The following is a 25275-nucleotide window of genomic DNA, read 5'->3' on the forward strand; positions in this document are numbered from 1 at the left end:
ATACTAAAGCATACCAAAGGATAAAACAGTAACGAAGAAATTGTCACTAATAATTCGGAATACCTAGTATTGAAATGTACAGCTACTACTTGTATAATTCTAAATGCTGTGAATCATTATCAATTATCAATCAACCAGTTGAACGGAGGTGAACAACATGGAAAAAAGAAGGAGAAGAGTCATCATACTTGGTGCCGCCGGTAGGGACTTCCACAACTTTAACACGTTCTTTAGGAACAACCCCGATTACGAGGTTGTTGCTTTCACTGCTACGCAGATTCCCGATATAGCTGGTAGAATTTATCCTCCCGAGCTTGCTGGTCCACTCTATCCAAATGGAATTCCTATCGAAGATGAAGCACATCTTCCAGAACTCATTAAAAAATACGATGTTGACGAAGTTATTCTTGCCTATAGTGATTTACCACATCAATATGTTATGGAAAGGGCTGCAATTGCTCTTGCAGCTGGTGCTGACTTCAAACTCATGGGTCCAGATTCAACAATGATAGAGTCAACCAAACCTGTTGTTTCTGTATGTGCTGTAAGAACTGGTTGTGGAAAGAGCCAGACAACAAGAAGAGTGCTTGACATTTTGAGAAGCAAAGGGCTCAAGGTAATCTCAATAAGACATCCAATGCCTTACGGTGATTTGGTTGCACAAAAGGTTCAAAGATTCGCCGATTACTCCGACCTTGATAAACACAACTGTACAATTGAAGAAAGGGAAGAGTACGAACCACACATTGATAGAAAGAGCGTAATTTACGCAGGTGTCGATTACGAAGCTATTCTCAGGGCAGCCGAAGCGGAAAATCCAGATATTATCCTCTGGGATGGTGGTAATAACGACTTCCCATTCTACAAAACCGATTTACACATCGTTGTAGTTGACCCACACAGACCTGGTCATGAAGTTACTTACTACCCCGGTATGACAAATCTGCTTATGGCAGACGTAATAGTCATTAACAAAGAAGAAACAGCAAATAGAGATGACATTGAAACAGTTAGAAAGAACATTGCTAAATGGAATCCTAATGCAATAGTAGTTGATGCCGCATCCCCAATCTTTGTTGATGACCCATCATTGATAAGAGGGAAAAAGGTCTTAGTTGTCGAAGATGGTCCAACCCTAACACACGGTGATATGAGATACGGAGCTGGATACGTTGCAGCAAAGAGATTTGGAGCAAAAGAAATAATTGACCCAAGACCGTTTGCAGTTGGTTCTATCGTTGAGACCTACAACAAATACAGCCACTTAGATGTTATACTTCCAGCGATGGGCTATGGCGAAAAGCAAATGAAAGAATTAGAGGAAACAATCAACAAGTCTGATGCGGAAGTCGTTATAATAGGTACACCTATCGATTTGAGAAGGGTTTTGAAACTCAACAAGCCTGCAGTCAGAGTTAGATACGAACTCCAAGAGATAGGCGAACCAACACTTGACCAAATTCTTACAGACTTCCTCAAGAAAAAAGGACTTTTGAAGTAATCACAAAATAACAAAAAATCAAGCGGGTGTGTTGAAAACACACCCGCTTTTTTCAAGTATAAAAAGCGTTATTGGATAGCCTAATCTATGGTACAATTCCAGACTATACAGTTACATCAAGACTCTTACCCTGGAAAAGTTCGCCAGCAATCCTTACAAGCTTGAGATTCATGTCTTGTTGTTTGTAAAACGCAAATTCCAAAGTTCTAAGCATAAGCTCTTTCGCTTGTTCGACTTGCTGATTCACGTCCAAAGCGGATGGTCCGGAAGTTGATACACCCTTTACTCCAACGGACATTTGATGATACATGGGTCCTAAAATACTGTTTACACCAGAAATAGTCATACATATCACCTCTGGTTGTATTATCGGCAAAAACAGAATTTATTTTACGGTTAGCTTGTCAATCTTTCACTATCTTAAAGATAGTTCTTTCTTCTGTGCTATTCACGTGTATTTTCAAACCCAACTTTTTAGCAATTTCGTTTGCAATATAAAGTCCCAAACCTGTGCCTGTTGATTTCTCACCTTTGAAGAATCGTTCAAAGATTTTCGGAATAACCTCTTCGGGTATCATTTCACCGTGGTTAACAACTGCAATTTCGTTGTTTTTTATTTCAATTAAGTAGGGAGGTGCTCCATGGTTAAAAGCGTTATCAAGCAATATCGTCAAGATTATACCCAGTCCCTCCCTATTTGTTTTCATTGTTCCTTCCCCACGAATTTCCACATTGACAGATTCATGGTTTCTGTTTCTAAATTTCTGATGCAGTAACTCTTCGCAAAAGCTCTTTAGTTCTATATTCTCCTCTGTAAGAGTTTCCACCCTCGCAATCAAGAGCATGTTTTCAACTATTTGTTTTATCTCTTTACTACTTTCTTCTATAGCCTGAACAGACTCCCTCAAAACGTTCTCATCATTCATACCCCAACGTTTAAGCATGTTAACGTAACCTAATAACGTTGCAACAGGTGTTCTTAATTCATGCGATACAGCCGAAACAAAAGCTTCTTGAGCTTTATAGGACCTCTCTATTCTTTCCATCAATTCATTAAACTTTTGAACCAGCTCTTTCAATTCATACGTGGTGGTAGCCATCTCAACTCTTTTTGTAACATCCGTGCCACCAAGCAATTCAATTTGTGATATGAACTCCTTTAATTCTTTAACGTTCTTCCTTGTCAGAAAATAAGTAAACACTGCTACGCCTATTGCAAGAAGCAAAATAGCGAGGATAAAAAGCTTCCGAACGTTTTCGAGAAATTTGATTATTGCAGTTATCTCCTTTCCTACTATCACATTCTGAACGGATGTCATATAAAAGTAGCGATTTCCAATTTTCTTTAGTCCATTTTCTTCAACTAAACCTATTCCATAAGGATCATTGACTACCACTCCCTCTTCCAAATCCGCAACATATGCATCCCATCTTAACACAATGTACTGCTTACCAAAAGGTGTGGAAATGATGGTTACAAACCTTCCAGGGTTGGAAAAATCTTCAAGGACGGGTCTCATGGCAAGCTTGTAGAAGTATAGGTATGTGATTCCTAAAACAAAAGAGACAAGAATGACAGTTGCAAAAGTATTTACAAGCGCAAGCTTAGTGGTTAGTTTCAAGTTCTTCACCAACCAGTCGGTAACCTACTCCCCTGACTGTTTTTATCAAATCAGATGAGAGCTTCTTTCTGAGGTAGTTTATGTAAACTTCCACGGTGTTGTCTGAACCGTAATAATCTATGCCCCAAACAGCATTGAGTATTTCTTCTTTGCTAACAGCTCGATTTCTGTTTTTAACTAAATATATCAGCAACTCAAACTCAGTTTTCGTTAGGTCAACCTCTTTTCCGTCATAATACACAGTCCTTCTATCTTCGTAGATTTCTAGAGGACCTATCCTGTATGGTCTTGAGACATCGATATGTTTCCTTCTTAAAAGTGCCTTAATACGAGCTAAGAGTTCTTCATTGTCAAATGGCTTTGTAAGGTAATCATCTGCTCCGGATTCAAATCCTGTAAGCTTGTCTTTTTTCATCCCTAGAGCTGTGAGCATCAAGATTAAAACGTCTGGACTAAGTTTTCTTAAATTTTGAGCTATTTCGTAACCGTCCATATCTGGAAGCATTATATCGAGTATTACCAAGTCTGGCGCGAACTGTTTGAAATTTTCAAGAGCATCTATACCATTATCAAATGAAGCTACTTTGTAGCCTGCGTGTTCAAGTTCCATCTCTAGAAGTCTACGAATTTTTCTGTCATCTTCAACAACCATAATTCTTGGAGTATTTTCCACAAACCCCACCTCTAATCGAAAAAAGCAATTACAGACGACTTAATGTGAAACTTTTAAATATTGAAAATTACAAAAGCTATGGTATACTATCTACTGCTGGACGGAGGCGTGTCCGAACTGGCTAAGGAGCCGGTCTCGAAAATCGGTGGACCTTACGGTCCTTGTGGGTTCGAGTCCCACCGCCTCCGCCATTTTATTTTTTAATAAGTTATCCTTTTTGTCCTGCACAAGTCACTGGTTGTGTGATGTTCCTCTCTGTATTGCATATTCATCCAACGCCTTTTGCCACAAATCTTTAAAAGGAACACCGTAAGTTTGAAGTTCTTGAATAATGTCGGTTGCCACAGATTCTATTAGTATCCTTGCGTATTCGTCATCAAAAATAACAAGATAATAATATGTTGTCACTTCACCTTTGCTCTTTTTCCAAATTTTGTAGGTAACAGCCAGTGCATCGTCAAATGCGATTCTTTGGTAAAGCTGGTCAAATAATTCGGCTATTTTTGTACCCATTGTTTTCGCCCTTTCCTCGTCGAAAAGTGAAATGACCTGTGCTATAAGGCTGTTTTTCACTGTTTCTAGTTCTGTAATCAAACCCTGATAAGCTATTTGTTGAGCTCCGTCTCTGATACCTTTTTCGTTAAAAGTAGGACCTGAGAATTCTCCCAATGAATAAATAACAACTTTCCCTTCGAGAAATTTACTCAGTTTTTCACCGAGAATTTCATTTTCATATATTAATTGCGCATCAGGGTCCTTTTTGCTCAAGTCCGGCAGCTCAACATTTGTGAGTTGAGGTACTGCCGGTCTCTCTGTAACCACGACTGTTTGAGTAATTATCAATGTTGCCGCTACAATGGAAAAAATCAACCAGAATATAAGTTCTTGCATTTGACCACCTCAATTTAAACTGGGAAAATCTTTTCAAATTATTGCTGAATATTTCCTTAACATTTCTGAAAGCGGTGTCCCATCAAAAAATATATTCTCTTCTTCAGTAAGTTCGAGAAATTTTACTTGGGGATTTTCGTTTCCATAACCTTTAACCCAAGACGTGAATCTTCGACTATAAGCAATATGTTTCACTTCAAACCTCTCAACTATCATTCTTATAATTCTACTTCGCACCAAGTCACCAAATGAAGGATGGTACGGACCGGCAACAACAAATTTTAATTGAGATTGTGGAATATGATAACCAATTCTAATAACTTTTCCATCATTACCTTCAGCAATTATAACCATTTCGGTCACAACAAGTGTGGCTTCTTCAAGTGTCTGAGGCTTGTATAGACCTTTCTCTAAAAGTTTCTCTAGCGCTGTGTTCCTAAAAACAATTGTAGGATGTATTCTAAAGTTTCTGATACCTTCATTTATAAGGAGTCTGACACTTTTCAAATCTTTTTCTCTGCTATCTTTAGGAAGCCCGGTCATTAGATGTGCAATAATTTCAAAATTGTCTTTTAATAGTGATATCGCTTTAAAAATATCGTGTTTCGAATAATTACGCCCGGAGTGAAAAAGTACTTCATCATCGATACTTTCAATCCCTAATTCTATCGTTTTTACGTTGCTTTTCTTTAGGAATTCAACAATATTCTCATCGATAGTATCAGGTCTGGTGGAGACTCTTTTTGGTATATCTGGTCTTATCGAAAGTAACTTTTCCATTAGTTCCCATTTCAAGCCCGTAAATGTGCCGCCATAGTATGCTATCTCATCTATCTGAGTCACAAACGCAAGTTCTTCAGCAATTTTGTCAATATTTGGAATTGTTTCTCCTGTCATTATAAACTGGTTGCAGTAAACACAACGTGTCTTACAACCAAGGTTCGGCAGAAATACGGGATATATCTTAGGTTTCTTTTCACTCTCTTTCTGTTTTAATTCCTGTTGTTTCACTTAAGTAGCTCCTTTACAACTTCGTTCACTAATTTTCCATCAGCAGAGCCTTTGACCCTTGCCATTACTTCTTTCATAACCTTTCCAAAGTCTTTAGGCGTAGCATTCAGCTCTGATATTACAGCTGAAACGATCTGTTTTATTTCCTCTTTGGAAAGCATCTTAGGAGCGTATTGCTCTAGTATTTTGAGTTCTTCTTCTTCGGCTTTTGCTAAGTCTTCCCTACCTGCTGCCTTGTAAGCTTCTATTGATTCTTGACGCTTTTTGATTTCTTTAAGGATAAGCTTTTGCACGTCTTCATCGGACGCTTCTTTTTTCTCACCTTCAACTTCAAAATAGCCGATAGCAGTTTTGATGGATCTTAAGACTCGTAATCTTATTTCATCTTTATTTCTCATAGCTTCTTTCATATCATTGAGTATTTTTTCCTTAAGTCCCATATGAATCCTCCTTCTGTCGTTAAACAGTTTTAGTTCCAGCTATTCTCCAAGAAGGCCTGCAAGGAAATTTTTAACTGCTACAAGGTTAGACCTCGAGTTGTACCCACCTTCATGCACAATAACGAGATAGTCGCTCACTAAAGAATTAGCTATCAACGAGCCAATAGTTTTGTAGTCTTCAGATAAAAGAGCGAATCTTCCGACAGGGTCTTTTATATGCGTGTCAGTACCCAGAGAAATCATAAGGGCGTCTGGTTTGAAATCTTTTAACTTTTGAACTGCCTTTTTTAAAGCCTCAACATATATATTCACATCTGCGTTTTCAGGCAAAGGAATATTTAAATTCGTCCCATACGCGTTTCCTTCTCCACATTCCGTCTCGTAGCCGCTAAACCACGGATAAAATTTTCTGGGGTCTCCATGTATAGAAACGTAAAGCACTTTTGGGTCTTTGTAAAATATATCCTGCGTTCCGTTGCCATGGTGGAAATCTAAATCAAGAATAGCGACACGCATACCCTCTTCTTCAAGGTATCTAGCTGCAACTGCAACGTTGTTGAAATAACAGTATCCACCACCATAATTGACCATTGCGTGGTGGCCGGGTGGTCGTGTAAGTGCGTACGTCATAACTCTTTGCTCGAGGGCGTATTTTGTCGCACTGAGAACTACGTCTACGGCTCTTTTGGCTGCAAGAAACGCTTCTTTCTTGATAGGTGTTCCAGTATCAAATATTGGGTCAATAAAAAATACTTCTGGGAGGTATTCGTCCTCCACTTCCTCAGATTTCTTGACTAAATAATTAAAGTAACTTTCACTATGCACTTTCAGGATATGTTCTTCGCCGAACTCCGATGGTTGAATTGCTTGGAAATGTTCTTGAAGATAATTCAAAACAAACTTTAACCTGCTTGGTTTCTCAGGATTTCTTATAAATTTTCCGTTATCTATTTCTTTTTTCGGAACAAAATACTCGTTCAAGTCAGCACAGAAAAACAAACACGTTTTTTTACCACTTAACATTTATTTCTCAAGCTCCTCAATTTTCTTAACTCTTCTTTCGTGTCTTCCACCTTCAAAGGAGGAATTCAAGAACGCATCAACAGTCCACTTTGCTAATTCTATTCCCATCAATCGCCCAGGTAAAACTAGAATATTTGCGTCATTATGCTTGCGTGCATATACAGCCATTTCTGGGAACAAGCAGAGGGCAGCACGAACACCCTTTATCTTATTTGCGGCAATAGACATGCCTATCCCTGTTCCACACATAAGGATTCCAAAATTACACTCTTTGCTTGTAACTTTTTCTGCAACTTTTTTCGCGTAGTCAGGATAATCAACGCTTTCAATCGAATAGGTGCCACAATCGATAACTTCTATACCTGTTTTCTGAAGATGTTCCTTTACTCTCTCCTTCAATTCAAAAGCAGCATGGTCACTACCTATTGCTATTTTCATTCCTATGCACTCCTATGGTAAATAATCGTTATTTAATAGAGTTAACAGCATCCATAACTGATGGGAATACTTTAATAACCTTGTCCAAAGCCGTCATTGTAAGAAGCTTTTTGACGTTCTCGTTGACGTTGGCAAAAGTTATAGCTCCATTCGCAGACAGAGCGGTTTTGTGCAAACTAACAAATGTGCCCAGCCCGAAACTATCAACCGAATTAACTCTTGTGAAATCAAACACGATTTTTGACTTGCCTTTCTTGATAAGGTTATCAACCACCCAATTTCTTAAGGTCATCGCATTTTGCATGGTAATGTCGCCTTCAAGAGAAACAATAACTACACCAAACTGTTCGGTGTACGTGTACATAAATATCTTACCTCCCCTTGCAAGAATTGTTCAAAGTTGCTTACTTATTTAAAAATTCGATAGCTTCTTCTTCATTGTCGTATATGTTCAAAATCCTATCGAGTGCTGTCATTTTGAGCAGACCTTTTATATTGCTATCAAGGTTCAAAAAGACAACAGCACCAGCGTTCATAAGCGCTTGCTTATGTATTGCAACCATTACTCCCAACCCGGTAGAATCAATGTACTTTGTTTTTGAGAGGTCCAAAATAACCTTCTTGAACCCTTTTTCAAAAGCTTCCTCATAAATCGTCTTCTTGATTTGTTGTGCATTCGTTAATTCTAGTTCGTCTGGAAGAATGAATTTTATAACATCTCCTAATACACTTTTCTGCATTTCCATCACCCCAGATTCACTTTATAATCCTTATTAATCCTACCATCTTCCCGATGATTCTCACTTTTTTTGGGTCGTATCGCATAACAGGATAAGATTCATTCTCTGGAATAAGTTCCACCAAATTGTCTCTTAAAACAAATCTTTTCAAGGTTACTTTATCATCAACGACCGCAGCCACTATTGAGTTATTTTCTGCTGTGTATTGCTTCTTAAGTATGACGTAGTCCCCGTCGATAATGTGTGCATTTGTCATGCTATCTCCTTGAACTTTGAGAGCGAAATACTCTCCATACCCTCGAAGCATTTCGATAGGAACTTCTATCTCTTCGTCAACTTCTTCAAACATTTCTATCGCTTGACCAGCAGCTATCTTTCCCTTAACGGGGACTACTATACTCTCCTTGCGGTCAGCAAGTGTTATTGCCCTCGCACCTTTGGAACGTTTTATATATCCTTTCTTTTCAAGTGCGATAAGATGTTGCTGAGCTCCTCTAGGCGTCATTTTAAAATGTCGTGCAACGTCTCTAATCGAAGGCGCATAGCCCTTTATTGTTATGTACTCCTTTATAAATTCGTAGATCTGCCTTTGTCTTTCGGTTAATTCTCTCATACATCAAACACCACCTTCAGGCTTATTCTTTCACCGCGTTTCACTTCCAGCCCATGATACGTCAACGCCTTGATACGTGTTATGATGAGCTTTTTGGCAAAATACACACATTGGTTCTCAACTTTCATTGGAAAGTATCCTCTGTCAACCAAAGAAATTATATCGTTGACGGTGTCGAATAAGCTGTCTACAAATTCTTCATCGCTACTATCGTTGATATTATAACATTTTTTCATAACATTTTGCAAATCTGTTGTGCCTTGATTGTTACTTTCGTTAACAACATTAGATATTGATTTTGTAATGTTCGTGCTAGACGTCTCAAAAATTTCAGAATTTTGAATAATTATTGTTACAAAATCCTGCAACAATTCATTTACGTTTGAAGCTTCTATTTCATAAGCAAGGTCTGCAGTATGGGAGATTTCTCTGAACAAATTACTCTTCACCACCTATAACTGCAAAATCTGCAACTATGTCGCCATCTGCTAAGTGTATAACTCTAACACCTTGAGCGACTCTTCCTCTTGAAGGAACATCTGCCACTTTGAATTTTATAGAAGCTCCGTCTTTTGTAAAGACCACAACTTCTTCATCTCCCTTTACATAGGCAACTCCAACAACAGGACCTGTTTTTTCAACTTCTGCGATATTCTTGATTCCTAAACCATCCCTCGATTGTTTTCTGTATTCACTTGCCTCGGTAAGCTTTCCAAAACCTTTTTCAGTTATCGTCAGTATGTATCCGCTATCATCTTTTAAAATTGTAGCAGACACTACTTGATCTCCTTCTCTTAACCTAATGCCTCTAACACCTGCAGCATTCCTACCCATTGTGCGAACTTCATCAACTGGGAACCTTATACTCATACCAAGTTTAGTAGAGATTAAGACGGTGCTATCTTCTGATTCTACACGCAGGACTGAAACAAGCTCGTCCCCATCTCTAAAAGTAATTGCTCTTATACCTTTGGATGTAATATTCTTGAAGTCTTCTAGACTTGTCCGCTTAACTACTCCGTTTTTTGTGACAAACAGCAGGTCGCCTTCGTAATCTGAGATGTCCATCATGGCAAGCACTCTTTCATTTGGTTCTAGCTTGATGTATTTAGTAATCGGCTTTCCTTTCGTAGCTCTACCGCTTTCTTCTATTTCTATATTCTCAATTTCATATACTTTGCCTTGCGAAGTGAAAAACAATGTTTTATTGTGCAACTTGGTATAAATAATCTGAGATATTATGTCGTCTTCCATTAAATTTGCCCCAGTAACGCCCTTACCATTTCTTCTTTGCGTTCTGAATGCGTTCAAATCCATGAGTTTTAGGAACCCTTTCCTTGTAAGCGTCATAACAACATCTTTGTTTGGTATAAGGTCTTTCTTGTCAAATTTCGTTATAACTTCTTCATATTCTGTTATCTCCGTTCTACGGTCATCTCCGTATTTCTCTTTGACTTCGAGCAACTCTTGGACAATCACTTCGTAGACTTTTTCATCACTCATTAAGAGTTCTTTTTCTTTTTCAAGTCTTAAAAGGACCTCTCTGTATTCTGATTGGAGGTTCTGTGTCTCGAGGTTGGTTAATCTACCAAGTCTCATATCAAGCACAGCTTTTGCCTGTTCTTCAGTCATCTGTAAGATTTCCATAAGCTGAGCCATAGCATCAGATGTATCTTTTGCATTCCGAATAATATCGACAACAGTGTCAATAGACCTTGAAGCCTTTATTAGCCCCTCCAAAATATGCGCCCTTCGTGAGTCTTGTTGATAAGCATATTGCGTCCTTTTTCTGATTACTTCAAATCTATGCTTTATATAAGCTTCAACAAGTTGCTTTAAGTTCATCAATTTCGGCTGTTTGTCAGCATCAATAACAAGAAATGTAGCGTTAAATCGTGTTTGAAGACTTGTTTTTTGATAAAGATTGTTTAAGATAACCTCTTCGTTTATATCCTCAGGAAATTCTATAACGATTCTGAGTCCTTCCTTATCACTTTCATCTCTTAGGTCTCTTACAGGAACCTCTTCTTCTTGCAAGTAGGCAGCTATTTGGTTTATCAGGTCTGCTTTACTTATACCGTACGGTATCTCAGTGATAATAATCGACTTTTTCTTTTTATCATGTTTTACTTCCACTCTGCCCCTAACTGTGAAACTTCCTTTGCCGGTAACATACATTTCCCTGATACCGGCTTTACCTATAATGATACCTCCTGTTGGAAAATCAGGACCTTTTATTATATCAATCAATTCTTCCATCGATATATCAGGTTTCTTTATAACTGCAATTATGGTATCAACAACATCTCGTAAATTGTGCGTTGGTATACTTGTAGCCATTCCAACAGCAATGCCACTTGCACCATTTAAGAGGAGATTCGGTAGCTTTGAAGGAAGCACTTCTGGTTCTTGCAATGAACCGTCAAAGTTATCTAGCATCCGAACCGTTGATTTGTCTATGTCTTCGAGCATTTCTTCCGCAATTTTGTGCAACCTGGCTTCTGTATACCTCATTGCAGCAGGTGGATCACGGTCGATGGAACCGAAGTTTCCCTGCCCTTCTACAAGTGGATATCTCATCGTCCAAGGTTGCGCCATTCGAACAAGTGCCTCGTATATTGCAGCATCACCATGAGGGTGGTACTTACCCATCACTTCACCGACGATACGTGCCGACTTCTTAAATGGTTTGTTGTGGAGCAATCCAAGCTCGTACATGGAATATAATATCCTTCGTTGGACGGGCTTTAGGCCATCTCTCACGTCTGGTATTGCACGACCAATAATGACACTCATCGAATAGCTCAAGTAAGACTTAACAAGCTCTTCTTCGAGCACACGTTCTATTACATTTGAATCATTGTTGTCTTTTAACTCATTATTGGCTAGAATATCCTTGTTAATTTCTCTTTCGTCCACAGAAAATTACCTCCCTAACGTCTCAATCATAGTTTGACTTTGTTTAAATTTAAGCTGTTCAATTAGGAAATTTTCGCTCCTGGTTCTATTTCGCCGGACACTGTTAAAAGTGTAAGTTTGTCATTCTTTTTTGCAGCAAGAAGCATGCCTTTAGATTCAATTCCCATAAGCTTTGCTGGTTTTAGGTTCGCAACAACGACTATTAACCTTCCCACAAGTTCCTCAGGCTTGTAGTACTGAGCGATTCCCGCAACAATTTGTCTTGTCCCGAGTTCGCCCAGGTCAATTTGTAATTTGACCAACTTTTCGGATTTCTCAACCTTTTCAGCTGATATAATCTTTGCTACTCTTAGATCAACCTTTTTGAAGTAATCAATATCTATAATTTCTTCCAAAGAAACAACATTTTCTGCCTGGCTCACAACATTCTCTTGCTTTTCCATAGGTTTATCCCCCTGCTTATTAGATTTTTGCGGTTTTTGGATTTCCTTTTCTATTTTCTCTATCTTTTTGAAGAGAGGTTCTCCATGAACAACCTTGTGTCCTTTAAGTATGTTCCATCCTTCCAAAAACTTTTCCGTGAACCCTTCATTGACTGAAAGCCTGCTGTAGATTTCCTTTGAAGAATTCGGCATTACACAGGATACAAGTGTTGCTATTTTGAAAATACTTTCAGTTACAAGAGAAAGAACCGTCCCAAGTCTTTCCTTATTTCCTTCTTTAGCAAGTATCCAAGGTTTTGCCTCGTCAAAATACTTGTTTAAATCACCTATAAATTGCCAAAGTACCTCTAGTGCTTCGGTAATTCTGTATCTATCCATAAGTTCAGTATAGGTTTGCTTTGTTTTTTCGTAATTTTCCAATAATTTCTTGTCCAGTTCTTCCAATTCCCCAATTCCTGGTATCTGAGCATCGAAATGTTTTACTATCATTGCAAGCGTTCTATGTAAAAGATTTCCGTAATCGTTGGCAAGGTCTGAATTTAGTCTCTTGACCAAGTTTTCTTCAGAGAAGTCCCCATCTTTACCAAAGACAATATCTCTGACAAGGTAGTACCTAACAACGTCGTTACCATACTTCTTAACATATTCCCTTGGATCTATAGCGTTCCCAAGCGATTTACTAATCTTCTGACCATTTACTGTTAACCAACCGTGCGCGAAGATTTTCTTAGGCAATGGTAAACCGACCGACATTAACATCGCAGGCCAAATCAAGCTATGGAACCTGTTAATTTCCTTGCCAATCAGATGCACATCGGCAGGCCACCATTTGTTGAATGTCTCCATATCATCAGGATATCCTATAGCAGAAACGTAGTTTATAAGTGCGTCAACCCAAACGTATATGACATGCTCCGGGTCATTTGGCATGGGAATTCCCCACTTCAGAGTCGTTCGAGTTATTGAAAGGTCCTTCAACCCCGATTCAAGAATTTTCAACATCTCGTTTCTTCGAAAATCTGGCTCTACAAAATCTGGATTTTCTTTAAAATGTTTCAGAAGTGGTTCGGTGTATTTTGATAGTCTAAAGAAGTAATTTTCTTCTCTAATCAACTGCACTTCTCGTTTACATGATGGGCAAAGGTGTTTTCCGTCTTCTGAATGCTCGAGTTCATCTTCATTCCAGTAAGTTTCACAAGGTACGCAATACCAACCCTCGTAGGTTCCCTTATAAATATCACCATTTTCCATCATCTTTGAAACAAAAAACTGAACGGTTTTCATATGATGTTCATCGGTTGTTCTGATGAAATAATCGTTTGTAATTTCAAGCTCTCTCCAGAGCTCTTTAAACTTCTGGGCTAGTTCATCACACAGTTGCTGTGGTTCAACTCCTCTTTCCTTTGCCGCTTGTGCTATTTTTTGCCCATGCTCGTCGGTACCGGTTAGATAAAAGACTTCATAACCCATCATCCGCTTGTAACGAGCAAGAATGTCGCCTATGATAGTTGTATAAGAACTTCCAATGTGTGGCTCAGCATTCACATAATAAATAGGGGTCGTAATATAAAACTTTTTCACTTTATGGCACCTCCAAGAAGTTTAATGATAACTGATTCTTTTGTATATTATACCATAGTCTAAATCCTCTTGTGTGAAACTTGTGAAAACTTTATTGACAATAAAAACACGAGGTGGAAGAACTTTCCACCTCGCACTTTTGTTATAAATTAATGCATCGCGTAATAAGCTAATAGGTCTTTACCTTGCTTCAAAAAGCTCTCTAAGAGGTGGTATGAGATCCAAGTACTTCTTGTAATAAACAATTTCCCAGCCAGGTCTAATAAGGTTCGGGTTTTTGATGATGGGATTAAGTGTCATAAGTTCTTCAATCGCTAGTGGTAAGTCTTCATCTGAGGTCGCAATACCTAATCTATAGGCTATGCGAGCCAGAGTATCTCCAGGTTGTACAGTATAGGTAAGTTGAACCAACGAAACTCGATTACTATCTTCCCTTGTATTTAGAATATCTTCAGGCAGAATTTTTTTAATTTGAGAAAAAAGAATTTTCTGAACAGGTATCTCAAATTCGCTTAATACTGTACCACCAAGAATTGCGTTTTGACCATAGGTTCTCACGGATGGAACGGAGACAACAAAGACATCGTTATCGTTAACAATTTTCCTCATAAATTGTATTTTTTTCACTTCTCTTTTGTTTATTACAACTTCATATTCAAGATTCTCGAACAAATCGTAAATCCAAGGAGAGCTAACGAGACTTTTTTCAAAAACAACCTTCCCATCTTTAAATGAAAGCATGCTTAGGCTCTTTACAATGATTTCCTTCACTTGTTTTCCTGTTAACCGCAAAGTTTTAACAGTTGTTGTTTTGCCTACTACGGCATAAAGGTCTCGTCTTGTTATATCTCCTTCAATAAAACCTTCAAAATTTGGATTAAATACATTCCATACTCCAATATGAGAATTTGTATACTCAATTATAGACTTATTAACGATTTCAGTAACTAAACTGTCCTCTAAAATTGCCATGTACTTATTAAATCCTATTGTTAAATCCGACTTTAATACAGGCGTATCTAACCACTTCTCTATGAGTGTTTCAAATTGCTGAGCCCAGTTCAATACGCTTTCTACAGGCTCAATCTTTTCCAACTTCACATTTCGTATAGTTACTTTGCTTATTTTCCATTTGTTCCCTACTTGTGAAAAAGATATGTCTATCTGATTTACAGAAGTCCCTTCACTACCAGGAATTGAAAAAACTTTATTCTCCTTGCTTATGTTTGTGTAAACAACTGTTTGGTTACCAAAAAGGAAAATATCTACGTCTTTACTGAATTCTTTAACCAAAATATCACCCAAGTTCAAACCACTCTGAATTGAGATCTGTTTACCACTTACAGGATCATACGTTATTCCTCCACTGGTTGCTAAGATAATAACATCTGGCTGAACCTCGGATTTCAACCTCTGTATAACTGATTTAATCGTGTTAATATAGTCTGCTGAAGCCAAATTACCATAAGGTGGAACAACACCTATCGTAGCAACTTTCAGACCGCTGTGAAAAACTTTGACATAGTAACTCTTAACAAAATCAAACTTATTCGCTAAATTAGATGCCAGTATATATGTTTTCAAGCTCTTCAAAGTTTTTTCAAACTTTTCATTTTCGAGTGTTAACTCGAATGTACCTGGAACGAACACATCATATCCAATTTGACTGAATAAAGTAACAACAGGATTTTCACTTGCATCGTTTTCTAAAAAGTAATCGCCAAACGGGCTACCATATAATAAGTTTCCAGTGTCAACTAAGAATAAATCTGATGATTTTTGTCTAAGCTGTGCAACATAGGAATAAATTTGCACCAAACCTTTTGGTTCATAAGTATTCGTGAAATAATTGAACGGAAGGACATTCCCGTAAATATTGGCAGTATGGATAATAGTGACCGTTGTTGGAGTGGTCTGACCTAAGGCTAAAACTGCCAGAACAAATAAACCTATCAGTGCAAGTGTCGTTCTTCCTTTCATAATGTTCTTCCCTCCTTTTTGTTTATGTTTTGTGCATTTCTTTCATAACTTTCATAACAATCTTTACAGACAGCGATGTATTTGTCTTTCCCACCAACATCAAAAACTCCACCGTTGCTTTTTAACTTGTAAGATAATGTCGCCTTATATTCGCCGCACACTTCACAGACTGCTTTCTTTTTGATAATCTCATCTGCAAGTGCCATCAACTTTGCAGTCGTTTCAAAAGGCTCCCACAAATAACTCATATCAAGTCCTGCACAATAAACATCTACCCCATCTAAGGTTATTTCTTTGGCGATATTAACTAGTTCAGAATCAAAAAAGTGAACCTCATCTATGAACACCGCATCCGGCTTTTCGATTAAAGAATTATAGTATTCAAAAAGCTCGGTCGAATCTTTGACAACCCTTGCAGGCATTTTGTGAAACTTGTGAGTTACGACATCCTCAGCACTGTAGCGTGTATCGATAGCCGGTTTGAAAATCAGAGTTTTCTTCTTACCAATTTCGTAAATCTCCGCAAAGTTTAGAAGTTCGGTTGTCTTACCTGAATACATGGGACCAGTAATTACAGTGAGCTTCCCGATAGTTTTCATAGTTTAACATTTACACCTCGCTTTTGTCCTATATTTTTTCAAAGTTACACCATTTATCATATTACCACAAAGTTAAGTTTTTGTCGATAAAGCTGGGCAACTGTAAAAAATTTTACCACTTCTGGTATAATTATACCAGAAAAAGGAGGAATAGAAAAATGGATATGGGAAGAGACGAAAGATACCTCGTAGATACGCATGCGCATTTGCATATGCCACATTTCAAATCAGATTTTCAAGATGTCCTCGAAAGGACTTCTCGACTACGTTTTGTCCTAAACGTTTCGACAAGCTTGAACGATATACAACCATGCATCGATATCGCCAAAAATCTGGGAAACACTTACGTAGCTATAGGAATTCATCCGCATGATTCAAAGGATGCTTTCAAAACCGGAACAGAATATCTTGATACTTTAGAAAAGACTGCAACGAAAGTAAACAGAGTCATTGCTATAGGTGAGATAGGTTTGGATTACTATCGGAATCTATCTCCTGTGGATGTTCAAAAGAAAGTTTTTGCCGACCAGGTGGCACTAGCACTCCACTTAAAACTACCAATAATTTTGCACATCAGGGATTCATACAATGATACATACGATATTCTTAGAGCCTTTTCTTTTGAAAACTTACGTGGAATAGTGCACGCTTTCAGTAGTGATGAGATTTGGGCAAAGCGTTTTGTTAAGTTAGGCTTTAAAATAGGAATTGGAGGTCCTATCACTTATCCAAAGAACGAAATGCTAAGGTCCGTGGTCAAAATAATCGGAGAGGAAAATATAGTTCCGGAAACGGACTGTCCTTATCTCCCACCACAGCCTTACAGGGGTAAGCGGAATGAACCAATTTATGTATCTTACGTCTATGAAGAACTCGAAAAAATCTTTGGTCACGACATTTCGGAACGACTATGGAAAAATGTTCAAGAAATCTTCGAAGGTACTCTTGCTGAAAGTTTTACAAACATCGAACAAAGCACGGAATCTGGAGATGGTGAAAAATGATAGAACTAGTCCGTGGTAAATTCCTAGGACATAGTGAGGGGAAAGTACTTGTTGATATCGGTAACTTAGTAATTGGTATTATCTGCGATGCGGAAAGTTTTTCAGAAACAAAGGAAGGACAAGAAATTATTGTGTTTACAAAACTGATGGTAACGCAAGAAGATATAAGTATATACGGTTTCGATTCGAAGGAAAAGAGAGATGTTTTTGAAAAGCTCATAAAAGTATCAAAGTTAGGACCAAAGAGTGCAATAAAGATTCTATCTTCAGCAAGCATAGAGTTTTTATCAACGGCAATCGCAAATGGTGACATTGAAAGACTCTCGTCGATTCCTGGCATTGGAAGAAAAACAGCAGAAAGAATAGTTGCTGAACTTAAAGACGAATTTGAGCCGATGCAGGTTGATAATGTATCGCTTGAAGCAATCGAAGCGCTTGTATCACTTGGATATTCGAAAACACAAGCTCAAAACGCGGTGAAACAAGCGAGGAAAGAATCTCCGGATGCAAATCTGTCTAAGTTGATAAAAGAAGCACTTAAGATTTTGTCAAAGATGTGAGGAAACATAAGGAAAGCATAAAAGAAAGAAGGTATTAACATGGGGTAGGTCCTGTTGGTGGAATTTCAATGACAAATTCACCAAGCGTGGTCAACCCCGTCTTGGGTTACAAATTAGATCCCGGAGAACCCGGTGTTCCTTTTGGTGCACCGGCGAGTCAAAGTTTTTTAAGAGTGATGAGCCAAGAATTTGCAAATTATATTGACTTTAAAAAGCAAGCTGCCGAGCAGGGTGGATTTATAATATACGGCGGTATATACCTTGATGTTCAAAAACGAGGCTCTTTCCTAGCGGCAGTTGCAGGTAAAACCAAAGTCTTAATCTATGTGCCTGGGCAGAGAAATGGTAATACCTCACAAGAAAACCAACAAAACAAAATAGGTGAAGACAGTGACTTGAAAAGAAATGAAATTGAAAGAAAGATAGATGAACTGTACAGAAAGCTTTATCAAACAGCGGATCCTATGGAGCGAGAAAAATTGCTACAACAGATTCTTTTACTTACGATGGCTATAAACGCACTTATGACAGGTATGAAGATTCCAGAACTGCTTGTTGGAATGATTTTGAATACAACTGTGTAGTTAGTTAATATACTTAGCTCTCATAAAAAATTCCGGAATATTTCAAGGGGAGGGGCTTTTGTGAGAATTTCCGAAATAGCAAAAAACGTAGGTTTGAAAGAAGTTGTGGTCTGCAATGATTACGAAATCGAACATTGTTACGTTGGAGACTTACTAAGTGTTGTTATGCGTTCCGCCCAGCAAAATAGCATTTGGCTCACGGTCCAAAGTCATGTCAATATAATTGCAGTTGCTGCACTAACAGGAATAAGGGCAATTGTGCTATGTGAAGGGCTTGACTATCCGCAAGACACTATCGAAAAGGCAAAAGAGGAAGGTATAAACCTTTACGTATCTTCAGAGAGTTCCTATTACATCGCCGGTAAGATCTACGAATTAGGAATTCGCTGATTAGATATTTTAGTTGATTATGAGAAAGCTGATGATACATGTACAGGGCTGATCTTCACGTTCATTCTTGTTTGTCCCCTTGTGCAGAACTTACGATGGTTCCTTCGGTGGTCTGTGATTCAGAAGTAGAAATAATATCTATTACTGACCATAACTCCGCACGTAACGTTGCGGCTTTTATTTCTTTATGTAGTAACAAAATTATCGTTCCTGGCATTGAAATTCATTCACTGGAAGACGTTCACATACTTGGATATTTCGCAGATATTGAAGATGCGTTAGCAGTTTCTAAAGCTGTTGAACAAATGCTACCAAAATTTGAGTATGATCCAGAAAAGTACGGTTACGAGCTAGTCCTGAATGAGCAGGAAGAATTTACAGAATCCCTAGATTATTACCTTGGTTTTCCTGTAAATATGACTATCGAAGACGTTTTAGAATTGATTAAGAAGCACAACGGACTTCCAGTCTTTGCACACATCGATAGAAGATTTGGAGTCATCCAGCAACTCGGAATGGTGCCATACAATGCCAGATACGTTGAGGTAAAGAAAAAGGAACTTGCGTTTGAATTGCGAAGGAAAGGATTCATAGTTTTAACTTCATCAGATGCGCATACACCTGGCGAAGTGGGTTCAAGAAAAATATATTTTGAAGAACAACCAAAGAGTGCAGAGGATGTAATAAAACTAATTCAAGAAGGGAGGTTTAAAACAGTTTGGGACTTATAACTCTCGCAGACCACGTACATGATATAGCAGAGAATTCGATAAATGCAAAAGCAAAGAATGTGAGATTGGTAATTAAAGAAACAGACGAAATTTTTTATTTCTCAGTAGAAGATGATGCGGGTGGAATTAGGCCTGATATCCTTGAGAAAATTTTTGATCCATTTGTAACAACCAGAAAGAAGGAGATTAGAAGGGTGGGACTTGGACTACCCTTTCTAAAGCAGTCTGCCGAAGCAACCGGTGGGTATGTAAAAGTATATTCTGAATACGGCAAAGGCACAAAAACAGAAGCTTTGTTCTACAAATCCCATATCGATTGCCAACCGGTTGGGAATCTTGTCGATACATTTCTTGTTCTTTTGCTAAACCAAAATATAAACTGGTTTATCGAACGGTGTTATAATGACAATTGCTACGAAATTTCCTCTGAAACGATACGAGAATACCTAGGAGTTTTAGACACTCCGGAGAAAATAAAAACATTGTCAGAAATGCTTGAAGAGCTGGAGAGTTCAATAAAGATTTAGTAAAAGAAAACTACAACAAGGGAGGAGAAAAAGATGAGGAAAACATTTGTTTTACCTGTCTTAACTGTACTTTTTGTCTTTGTTAGTGCAAATTTGCTTGGTTTTGTGTTGAAAGATGTAAAGTTCGAAGGACTAAAAACTGTTCACAAATACGAGTTAGTTAACGTTTACACTGCTTACATAGGAAAAGATGTAAACATGTATGCAATAGAAGACATTATCTCCCAGCTTGATGAACTTGGATACTTCGAAGATATTCAATACGTTCTGGAAGACGTTCCAGGGAAGGAAAATGAAAAAATTTTGCTTATAAAGGTTGTAGAAAACGAACCTGTTTCACAAGTTTCCTTAGAAATAAAAGGACCCGGGCTTTTCGCCAAGGAAACACTGCAAGGCTCAATAACCTTAGAAGAAGGTAAGGCTTTCAGTTTTGAAAAGTTTTGGGAAAGTATAAACAACATTGCAAAAATTTACTCTGATAATGGTTACGTTGTAGCAACTCCAAAATCTCAAGATAAGACATTTGCTTTTGTGTACATATCGGGTCGTGTCGATGGCAATAATGTACTGTTCCAAGTAACAGAATATGTACTTTACGATGTAAAATTTGAAATTCTAAGCAGTGATGAACAGTTCAAAGCGGAGTTCCAAAATATCGAAAAGCAGTTAAGTTTGCCAAAATACAAAGATTACGAAATCAAAGCCCCACTCTTAAAGATTTTCGACAGCCCGAAGAATTACGTTCCAAGCTTACAAAAATTCCAAGAATTTTTCCAAAACCTCTCTAAATACGTATACTTCAAAGTAATTGATATTTCTACCTCTGAAGAGGAAACAGACCTTCCCGCGAAAAATCTTGTAATTACAGTAACAGACAACACTATTTTAACTCAGCCTTCCCAATTAAAGGGAATCAGAAGTAGAGGTAATACAATCTTTAGCGAAAGGGAACTCGTTGGTGAGGTAAAAGAAGGAACATACACAAATTTTGACATTTTGAAAACGATACAAAAAGTAAAAGACAAATACGATAAAGCCGGATACATCGTAAATCTGAATTTGGAAGCTGACAAAGAAGGTTATTTGTACATAATAGTAAGTGAAACCAAAGTCAGAAATGTCAAAATAACTGGGAACGAACGAACAAAAACTTACGTATTCGATGATTTAATAGCTCTCAAACCCGGCGACTATCTAAACCGTAATCAGCTACAAGTCACGCTTATTGAACTCAAAAAGAGCAACTTCTTCAAAGACGTGAATTTAAACTTTGAACCAGTGGATAATGAAAACGTTGACATTGTTGTAAACGTTTCGGAAAAAGACAAGAAATTCGACTTTCAAGGTGGAATAACATGGGGACCAGTGAAAGATAAACCTTGGTACGAGGGATTTGCAGGTATACTCTCACTATCTTCTACAAATCCTTTCGGTTATGGTGAGAATTTCTCCATATCATTGCAGAAAGCACTTTCTACCACAAACATATCGCTTGACTTTGGTATTAGAAAACCTTTTGAAATGCCATTTAGCGTATCATCTTCCATTTCTTTCAACCAAGAAACACAAGAAGGAACAACAACAACAAAATGGAGTACTTCAGCTAGAATAAGTACTCTAAAACTGCCTATCGGCCAATTTTCTTTGACAGCGAATTACTCTGAAACCACGACATCATCTACAACAACGTTCACAACAAAAACTATGGCTCTTACAGGGAGCTACATTTATGAAACTTTAGATAACCTTTACGTTCCAATGAAAGGTTATTCATTCACCCTCAGTGGAACAAGATATTTCCCAATTTCAGAACAAGGTTCTGACGCTATAAGTTACTTCGCAGAGGTAACATACCACTTACCATTATCCGAAACTGTTTCGTTAGCAAGTCGCATTTATAATGCCCAGGTCATCCAAACATCGGGAGCGCCTGTTAACTTCAGTCTTGCGGGTCCATATCAAGTGAGAGGTGTAAAGAGCGAAGAAAAAGGAACTGTGCTTGTTTTAAACAACAACGAAGTCAGATTTAAAGAACCAGACCAGATATTCTACTTCTCCATTTTTTACGACCTTGGGTTCATAGGTCAAGCTTACACATTCGACAACCTTAAATCTTCAGCCGGTGTTGAACTGGGCTTAGTGTTACCTATGTTTGGTTTGGTGCGTTTTGGCGCAGGTTTGCAGATTTTGCCAACATTTTCTCCAAACTTTAACACATATTTCATTTTTGGCCAGACATTCTAAATATCATAAACAAAGAAAAGCTTGGAGGTTTATGAAAAATGCACAGCGTAGACGAACTACTTAAAAATCTCGAGTCAGTAAGAGAACAAGCAAGAGTTCTTGTTGAATCAAGATGGGAGGAATTTGAAAAACTGAGGCAGGAAGGTTCTGAAGAAGATTTATTTTCAGAGCTATGCTTTTGCATCCTAACAGCAAATTGGAGTGCACAAGGTGGCATAAAAGCGCAAAAAATTATCGGACATGGTTTTGTATATATGTCAAAAGAAGAATTAGTAAACAAATTGCGCGAAGTTGGACATAGGTACCCCGAAGCTAGAGCTGAATACATAGTATCGAATAGGTGGATTATTGGTAAACTAAAGGAGTTAATCAAACAAGACGATCCTCGTGAATACATCGTAAAAAATGTCAAAGGATTGGGTTGGAAAGAAAGTTCACACTTTTTACGCAATATAGCGTTCTCAAACTATGCCATTTTGGATAAGCATGTTCTAAGAATTATGAACAAATACGGTCTCATCGAAGAGATACCCAAAGGATGGACGAAAAAACGCTACTTAGATTACGAAGAAAGGCTTAGAAAAGTTGCAGATATGTTTGGAGAGCACTTAGGGAAGTTTGACCTCTACCTGTGGTATATGATAAAAAAGACTGTGGACAAATAAACAACTTCGTTCTAACTTAAGGAAGGGGGATTTCCATGAAACTAATCGAAAGCGTTCCAAATTTTAGCGAGGGAAGAAGGGAAGAGATTGTCCGACAAATTATCGAAGAAGCGAGTAAGTATCCAAAAGTTAAGGTACTTGACTGGTCAATGGATAAGGACCACAACAGGTCTGTCGTCACAATTGTTGGTGAGCCAGAGCATGTTCTCAACGCACTTTTCGACATGACGAAAAAGGCAGCCGAGCTAATTGATTTGCGCTACCATAAAGGTGAACATCCAAGGATGGGGGCTACGGATGTTATTCCTCTCGTTCCACTTATAGGAACAACTATGCAAGAATGTGTAGAGTGGTCAAAACAATTGGGCAAGAGAATAGGCGAAGAACTTGGAATTCCCGTTTACCTATACGAACGAAGTGCAACACGTCCAGATAGGGAAAACCTCTCAGAAATTAGAAAGGGAGAATTCGAGGGATTTTTTGAAAAAATCAAAGACCCGAATTGGAAACCAGACTTTGGTCCAGATAGAGTTCATGAAACGGCCGGAGTCACAGCTGTTGGCGCAAGAGAATTTCTCATTGCATTCAATGTGAACTTAGGAACAAATAACATTGAAATTGCAGACAAGATAGCAAAAGCTGTGAGACACATCAGTGGTGGATACAGATACGTCAAAGCAATGGGTGTGGAACTAAAAGAGAAGGGTATCGTTCAAGTATCAATGAATCTAACAAACTATAAAAAATCTCCTATCTTCAGGGTTTTTGAAACAATCAAGCGCGAAGCTGCCAGATACGGTGTTCCTGTTGTTGGAAGTGAAATAATAGGTATGGTACCACTCCAAGCTATTGTCGATACATTTGCATGGTATTTACAGATTGACGACTTTGGAACTAACAGAGTTATAGAGGAAAGGTTACTCAACGAACTGACAAAAGAAATAGAGTAAAATGAGCTGAATCAAAATATTTTTCACAATCTCAAAATTCAAGAATTTATGGGAGGTGCACTTGCATCTCCCATTGTTTTTGTGATATAATATAACAAACCAACAGTTCGTATCTCGAACTTTTAATTTATCTTGCAGCAGGAGGTGGGTATTATGGAATACAGGAAAGTAGGTAAGTGGGGACTAAAAATCAGTGAACTTTCGCTTGGAACGTGGCTGACATTTGGAAACCAGCTGGATTTGAAATCAACTCGTGAGGTTGTGAGATATGCTGTGGCTAACGGTATTAATTTCATTGACACAGCCGAGGCATATGCAAATGGAATCGCAGAGTCTATGCTTGGTATGATTTTGAAAGAATACAGAAGAGAGGACCTTGTCATATCTACAAAAATCTTCTGGGGTGGCGAAGGTCCAAATGATAAAGGACTCTCCAGAAAGCATCTTCTAGAAGGGACTTGGAACTCTCTTAAAAGATTGCAGCTGGATTATGTAGACATTCTCTACTGCCACAGACCAGACCCGGAAGTTCCTATGGAAGAAGTGGTTTGGACAATGGACCAGATTGTCAGAAGCGGACTTGCATTCTACTGGGGGACAAGCGAATGGAGTGCCGAAGAAATAGAAAGGGCACACCAAGTTGCAAAAGAGTTGAACTGCATACCACCAGTTGTTGAACAACCTCAGTACAATCTCATATTTAAAGACAGGGTTGAAAAAGAATACGCGCCACTTTACGAAAAATACGGCATGGGTCTAACAACGTGGAGCCCTCTTGCATCAGGAGTCCTTACTGGGAAATACTTGGAAGGAATACCACAAGGCTCAAGACTCGATAGATGGCCTTGGCTTAAACAAGTGATGGAAGAAAGAGGAATATTTGGAGAGGAGACAACAAACAAAATCAAAAGGTTAAAACAAATTGCTGACGACCTGGGTGTTACTATGTCACAACTATCTATCGCTTGGTGTCTTAAAAATCCACATGTTAGCAGCGTCATACTTGGAGTAAGCTCTCTTGAGCAACTCAAGGAAAATATAAAAGCTGCTGAAGTGAAAGACAAGATAACTGATGAAATCTATAAAAAATTAAGCTCACTATTTTAATAAAAACTCAGTTAAGAAGCCGCGCAGTCGCGCGGCTTT

The 25275-nt window shown here is 38.2% G+C and carries 27 protein-coding genes and 1 tRNA gene; 12 read left to right on the forward strand and 16 right to left on the reverse strand.

Going from position 1 to position 25275, the window contains the following annotated elements:
• Window positions 1-157 precede the first annotated feature (157 nt).
• On the forward strand, window positions 158-1501 hold the full coding sequence (locus tag AC3M61_RS01460) for a cyclic 2,3-diphosphoglycerate synthase (RefSeq protein WP_500779169.1): 1344 nt from the start codon (window positions 158-160) through the stop codon (window positions 1499-1501).
• Window positions 1502-1604: 103 nt separating this feature from the next.
• Here the strand turns inward: AC3M61_RS01460 and AC3M61_RS01465 are convergent, their stop codons facing one another.
• The 3 genes from AC3M61_RS01465 to AC3M61_RS01475 are packed head-to-tail and all read right to left on the reverse strand — an operon-like array spanning window position 1605 to window position 3796.
• The gene (locus AC3M61_RS01465; RefSeq protein WP_500779170.1) at window positions 1605-1847 is read right to left on the reverse strand and encodes a hypothetical protein; all 243 of its coding nucleotides are present in this window, start codon (window positions 1845-1847) and stop codon (window positions 1605-1607) included.
• A 58-nt stretch (window positions 1848-1905) separates the two neighbouring features.
• Complete coding sequence (locus AC3M61_RS01470; protein ID WP_500779171.1) at window positions 1906-3132, reverse strand: sensor histidine kinase; 1227 nt, start codon at window positions 3130-3132, stop codon at window positions 1906-1908.
• Complete coding sequence (locus AC3M61_RS01475) at window positions 3107-3796, reverse strand: response regulator transcription factor (RefSeq protein WP_500779172.1); 690 nt, start codon at window positions 3794-3796, stop codon at window positions 3107-3109. Before AC3M61_RS01475 ends, AC3M61_RS01470 begins: the two co-directional genes overlap by 26 nt.
• 102 nt (window positions 3797-3898) lie before the next feature.
• Between AC3M61_RS01475 and AC3M61_RS01480 the strand changes: the two genes are divergently transcribed.
• Window positions 3899-3987 (forward strand) — tRNA-Ser (locus AC3M61_RS01480).
• Window positions 3988-4027: 40 nt separating this feature from the next.
• Here AC3M61_RS01480 and AC3M61_RS01485 read toward each other — a convergent pair.
• The 13 genes from AC3M61_RS01485 to AC3M61_RS01545 all read right to left on the reverse strand — a co-directional run bounded on the left by AC3M61_RS01485 (window position 4028) and on the right by AC3M61_RS01545 (window position 16474).
• On the reverse strand, window positions 4028-4687 hold the full coding sequence (locus AC3M61_RS01485) for a hypothetical protein (RefSeq protein ID WP_500779173.1): 660 nt from the start codon (window positions 4685-4687) through the stop codon (window positions 4028-4030).
• A 33-nt stretch (window positions 4688-4720) separates the two neighbouring features.
• The gene (locus tag AC3M61_RS01490; protein ID WP_500779174.1) at window positions 4721-5698 is read right to left on the reverse strand and encodes a radical SAM protein; all 978 of its coding nucleotides are present in this window, start codon (window positions 5696-5698) and stop codon (window positions 4721-4723) included.
• Window positions 5695-6138: a GatB/YqeY domain-containing protein gene (locus tag AC3M61_RS01495; protein WP_500779175.1), complete on the reverse strand. Its 444-nt coding sequence runs from the start codon at window positions 6136-6138 to the stop codon at window positions 5695-5697. The genes AC3M61_RS01490 and AC3M61_RS01495 overlap by 4 nt, the downstream gene beginning before the upstream one ends.
• Window positions 6139-6177: 39 nt before the next feature.
• Complete coding sequence (locus tag AC3M61_RS01500; RefSeq protein WP_500779176.1) at window positions 6178-7161, reverse strand: histone deacetylase family protein; 984 nt, start codon at window positions 7159-7161, stop codon at window positions 6178-6180.
• The gene (gene rpiB / locus AC3M61_RS01505) at window positions 7162-7599 is read right to left on the reverse strand and encodes a ribose 5-phosphate isomerase B (RefSeq protein WP_500779177.1); all 438 of its coding nucleotides are present in this window, start codon (window positions 7597-7599) and stop codon (window positions 7162-7164) included.
• A gap of 28 nt (window positions 7600-7627) precedes the next feature.
• A complete protein-coding gene (locus tag AC3M61_RS01510) occupies window positions 7628-7963 on the reverse strand; it encodes an STAS domain-containing protein (protein ID WP_500779178.1) in 336 nt (111 codons plus the stop codon).
• Between the two features lie 40 nt (window positions 7964-8003).
• Entirely contained in the window at window positions 8004-8339 is a 336-nt protein-coding gene (locus tag AC3M61_RS01515; RefSeq protein ID WP_500779179.1) for an STAS domain-containing protein, read from the reverse strand.
• 16 nt (window positions 8340-8355) lie between these two features.
• Window positions 8356-8952 (reverse strand): transcriptional repressor LexA, encoded by a 597-nt coding sequence (lexA, locus tag AC3M61_RS01520; protein ID WP_500779180.1) that lies wholly within the window; start codon window positions 8950-8952, stop codon window positions 8356-8358.
• Window positions 8949-9401 (reverse strand): archease, encoded by a 453-nt coding sequence (locus AC3M61_RS01525; protein WP_500779181.1) that lies wholly within the window; start codon window positions 9399-9401, stop codon window positions 8949-8951. The genes lexA and AC3M61_RS01525 overlap by 4 nt, the downstream gene beginning before the upstream one ends.
• On the reverse strand, window positions 9391-11871 hold the full coding sequence (gene gyrA / locus AC3M61_RS01530) for a DNA gyrase subunit A (RefSeq protein ID WP_500779182.1): 2481 nt from the start codon (window positions 11869-11871) through the stop codon (window positions 9391-9393). The genes AC3M61_RS01525 and gyrA overlap by 11 nt, the downstream gene beginning before the upstream one ends.
• A gap of 62 nt (window positions 11872-11933) precedes the next feature.
• On the reverse strand, window positions 11934-13895 hold the full coding sequence (gene metG, locus AC3M61_RS01535; RefSeq protein WP_500779183.1) for a methionine--tRNA ligase: 1962 nt from the start codon (window positions 13893-13895) through the stop codon (window positions 11934-11936).
• 180 nt (window positions 13896-14075) lie between these two features.
• Entirely contained in the window at window positions 14076-15875 is a 1800-nt protein-coding gene (locus AC3M61_RS01540; RefSeq protein ID WP_500779184.1) for a 5'-nucleotidase C-terminal domain-containing protein, read from the reverse strand.
• A complete protein-coding gene (locus AC3M61_RS01545) occupies window positions 15872-16474 on the reverse strand; it encodes a thymidine kinase (protein ID WP_500779185.1) in 603 nt (200 codons plus the stop codon). The genes AC3M61_RS01540 and AC3M61_RS01545 overlap by 4 nt, the downstream gene beginning before the upstream one ends.
• A 158-nt stretch (window positions 16475-16632) precedes the next feature.
• Between AC3M61_RS01545 and AC3M61_RS01550 the strand changes: the two genes are divergently transcribed.
• The 10 genes from AC3M61_RS01550 to AC3M61_RS01595 all read left to right on the forward strand — a co-directional run bounded on the left by AC3M61_RS01550 (window position 16633) and on the right by AC3M61_RS01595 (window position 25236).
• The gene (locus AC3M61_RS01550; RefSeq protein ID WP_500779186.1) at window positions 16633-17478 is read left to right on the forward strand and encodes a TatD family hydrolase; all 846 of its coding nucleotides are present in this window, start codon (window positions 16633-16635) and stop codon (window positions 17476-17478) included.
• Entirely contained in the window at window positions 17475-18038 is a 564-nt protein-coding gene (ruvA, locus tag AC3M61_RS01555; RefSeq protein WP_500779187.1) for a Holliday junction branch migration protein RuvA, read from the forward strand. Before AC3M61_RS01550 ends, ruvA begins: the two co-directional genes overlap by 4 nt.
• A 68-nt stretch (window positions 18039-18106) precedes the next feature.
• Window positions 18107-18622 carry a hypothetical protein gene (locus AC3M61_RS01560; protein WP_500779188.1) on the forward strand — a complete coding sequence of 172 codons (516 nt, stop codon included), beginning with the start codon at window positions 18107-18109 and terminating at the stop codon, window positions 18620-18622.
• Between the two features lie 60 nt (window positions 18623-18682).
• Entirely contained in the window at window positions 18683-19012 is a 330-nt protein-coding gene (locus AC3M61_RS01565; protein WP_500779189.1) for an iron-sulfur binding hydrogenase, read from the forward strand.
• 107 nt (window positions 19013-19119) lie between these two features.
• Window positions 19120-19743, forward strand: coding sequence for a PHP-associated domain-containing protein (locus AC3M61_RS01570; protein WP_500779190.1), 624 nt, complete (start codon window positions 19120-19122; stop codon window positions 19741-19743).
• On the forward strand, window positions 19731-20270 hold the full coding sequence (locus AC3M61_RS01575; protein WP_500779191.1) for an ATP-binding protein: 540 nt from the start codon (window positions 19731-19733) through the stop codon (window positions 20268-20270). Before AC3M61_RS01570 ends, AC3M61_RS01575 begins: the two co-directional genes overlap by 13 nt.
• A 33-nt stretch (window positions 20271-20303) precedes the next feature.
• Window positions 20304-22514, forward strand: coding sequence for a BamA/OMP85 family outer membrane protein (locus AC3M61_RS01580; protein WP_500779192.1), 2211 nt, complete (start codon window positions 20304-20306; stop codon window positions 22512-22514).
• A 38-nt stretch (window positions 22515-22552) separates the two neighbouring features.
• Window positions 22553-23179: an N-glycosylase/DNA lyase gene (locus tag AC3M61_RS01585; RefSeq protein ID WP_500779193.1), complete on the forward strand. Its 627-nt coding sequence runs from the start codon at window positions 22553-22555 to the stop codon at window positions 23177-23179.
• A gap of 35 nt (window positions 23180-23214) precedes the next feature.
• Window positions 23215-24129 carry a glutamate formimidoyltransferase gene (gene ftcD / locus AC3M61_RS01590; RefSeq protein ID WP_500779194.1) on the forward strand — a complete coding sequence of 305 codons (915 nt, stop codon included), beginning with the start codon at window positions 23215-23217 and terminating at the stop codon, window positions 24127-24129.
• A 153-nt stretch (window positions 24130-24282) separates the two neighbouring features.
• A complete protein-coding gene (locus AC3M61_RS01595) occupies window positions 24283-25236 on the forward strand; it encodes an aldo/keto reductase (protein WP_500779195.1) in 954 nt (317 codons plus the stop codon).
• Window positions 25237-25275: the final 39 nt, after the last annotated feature.

The organism is Fervidobacterium sp., assembly GCF_059913585.1.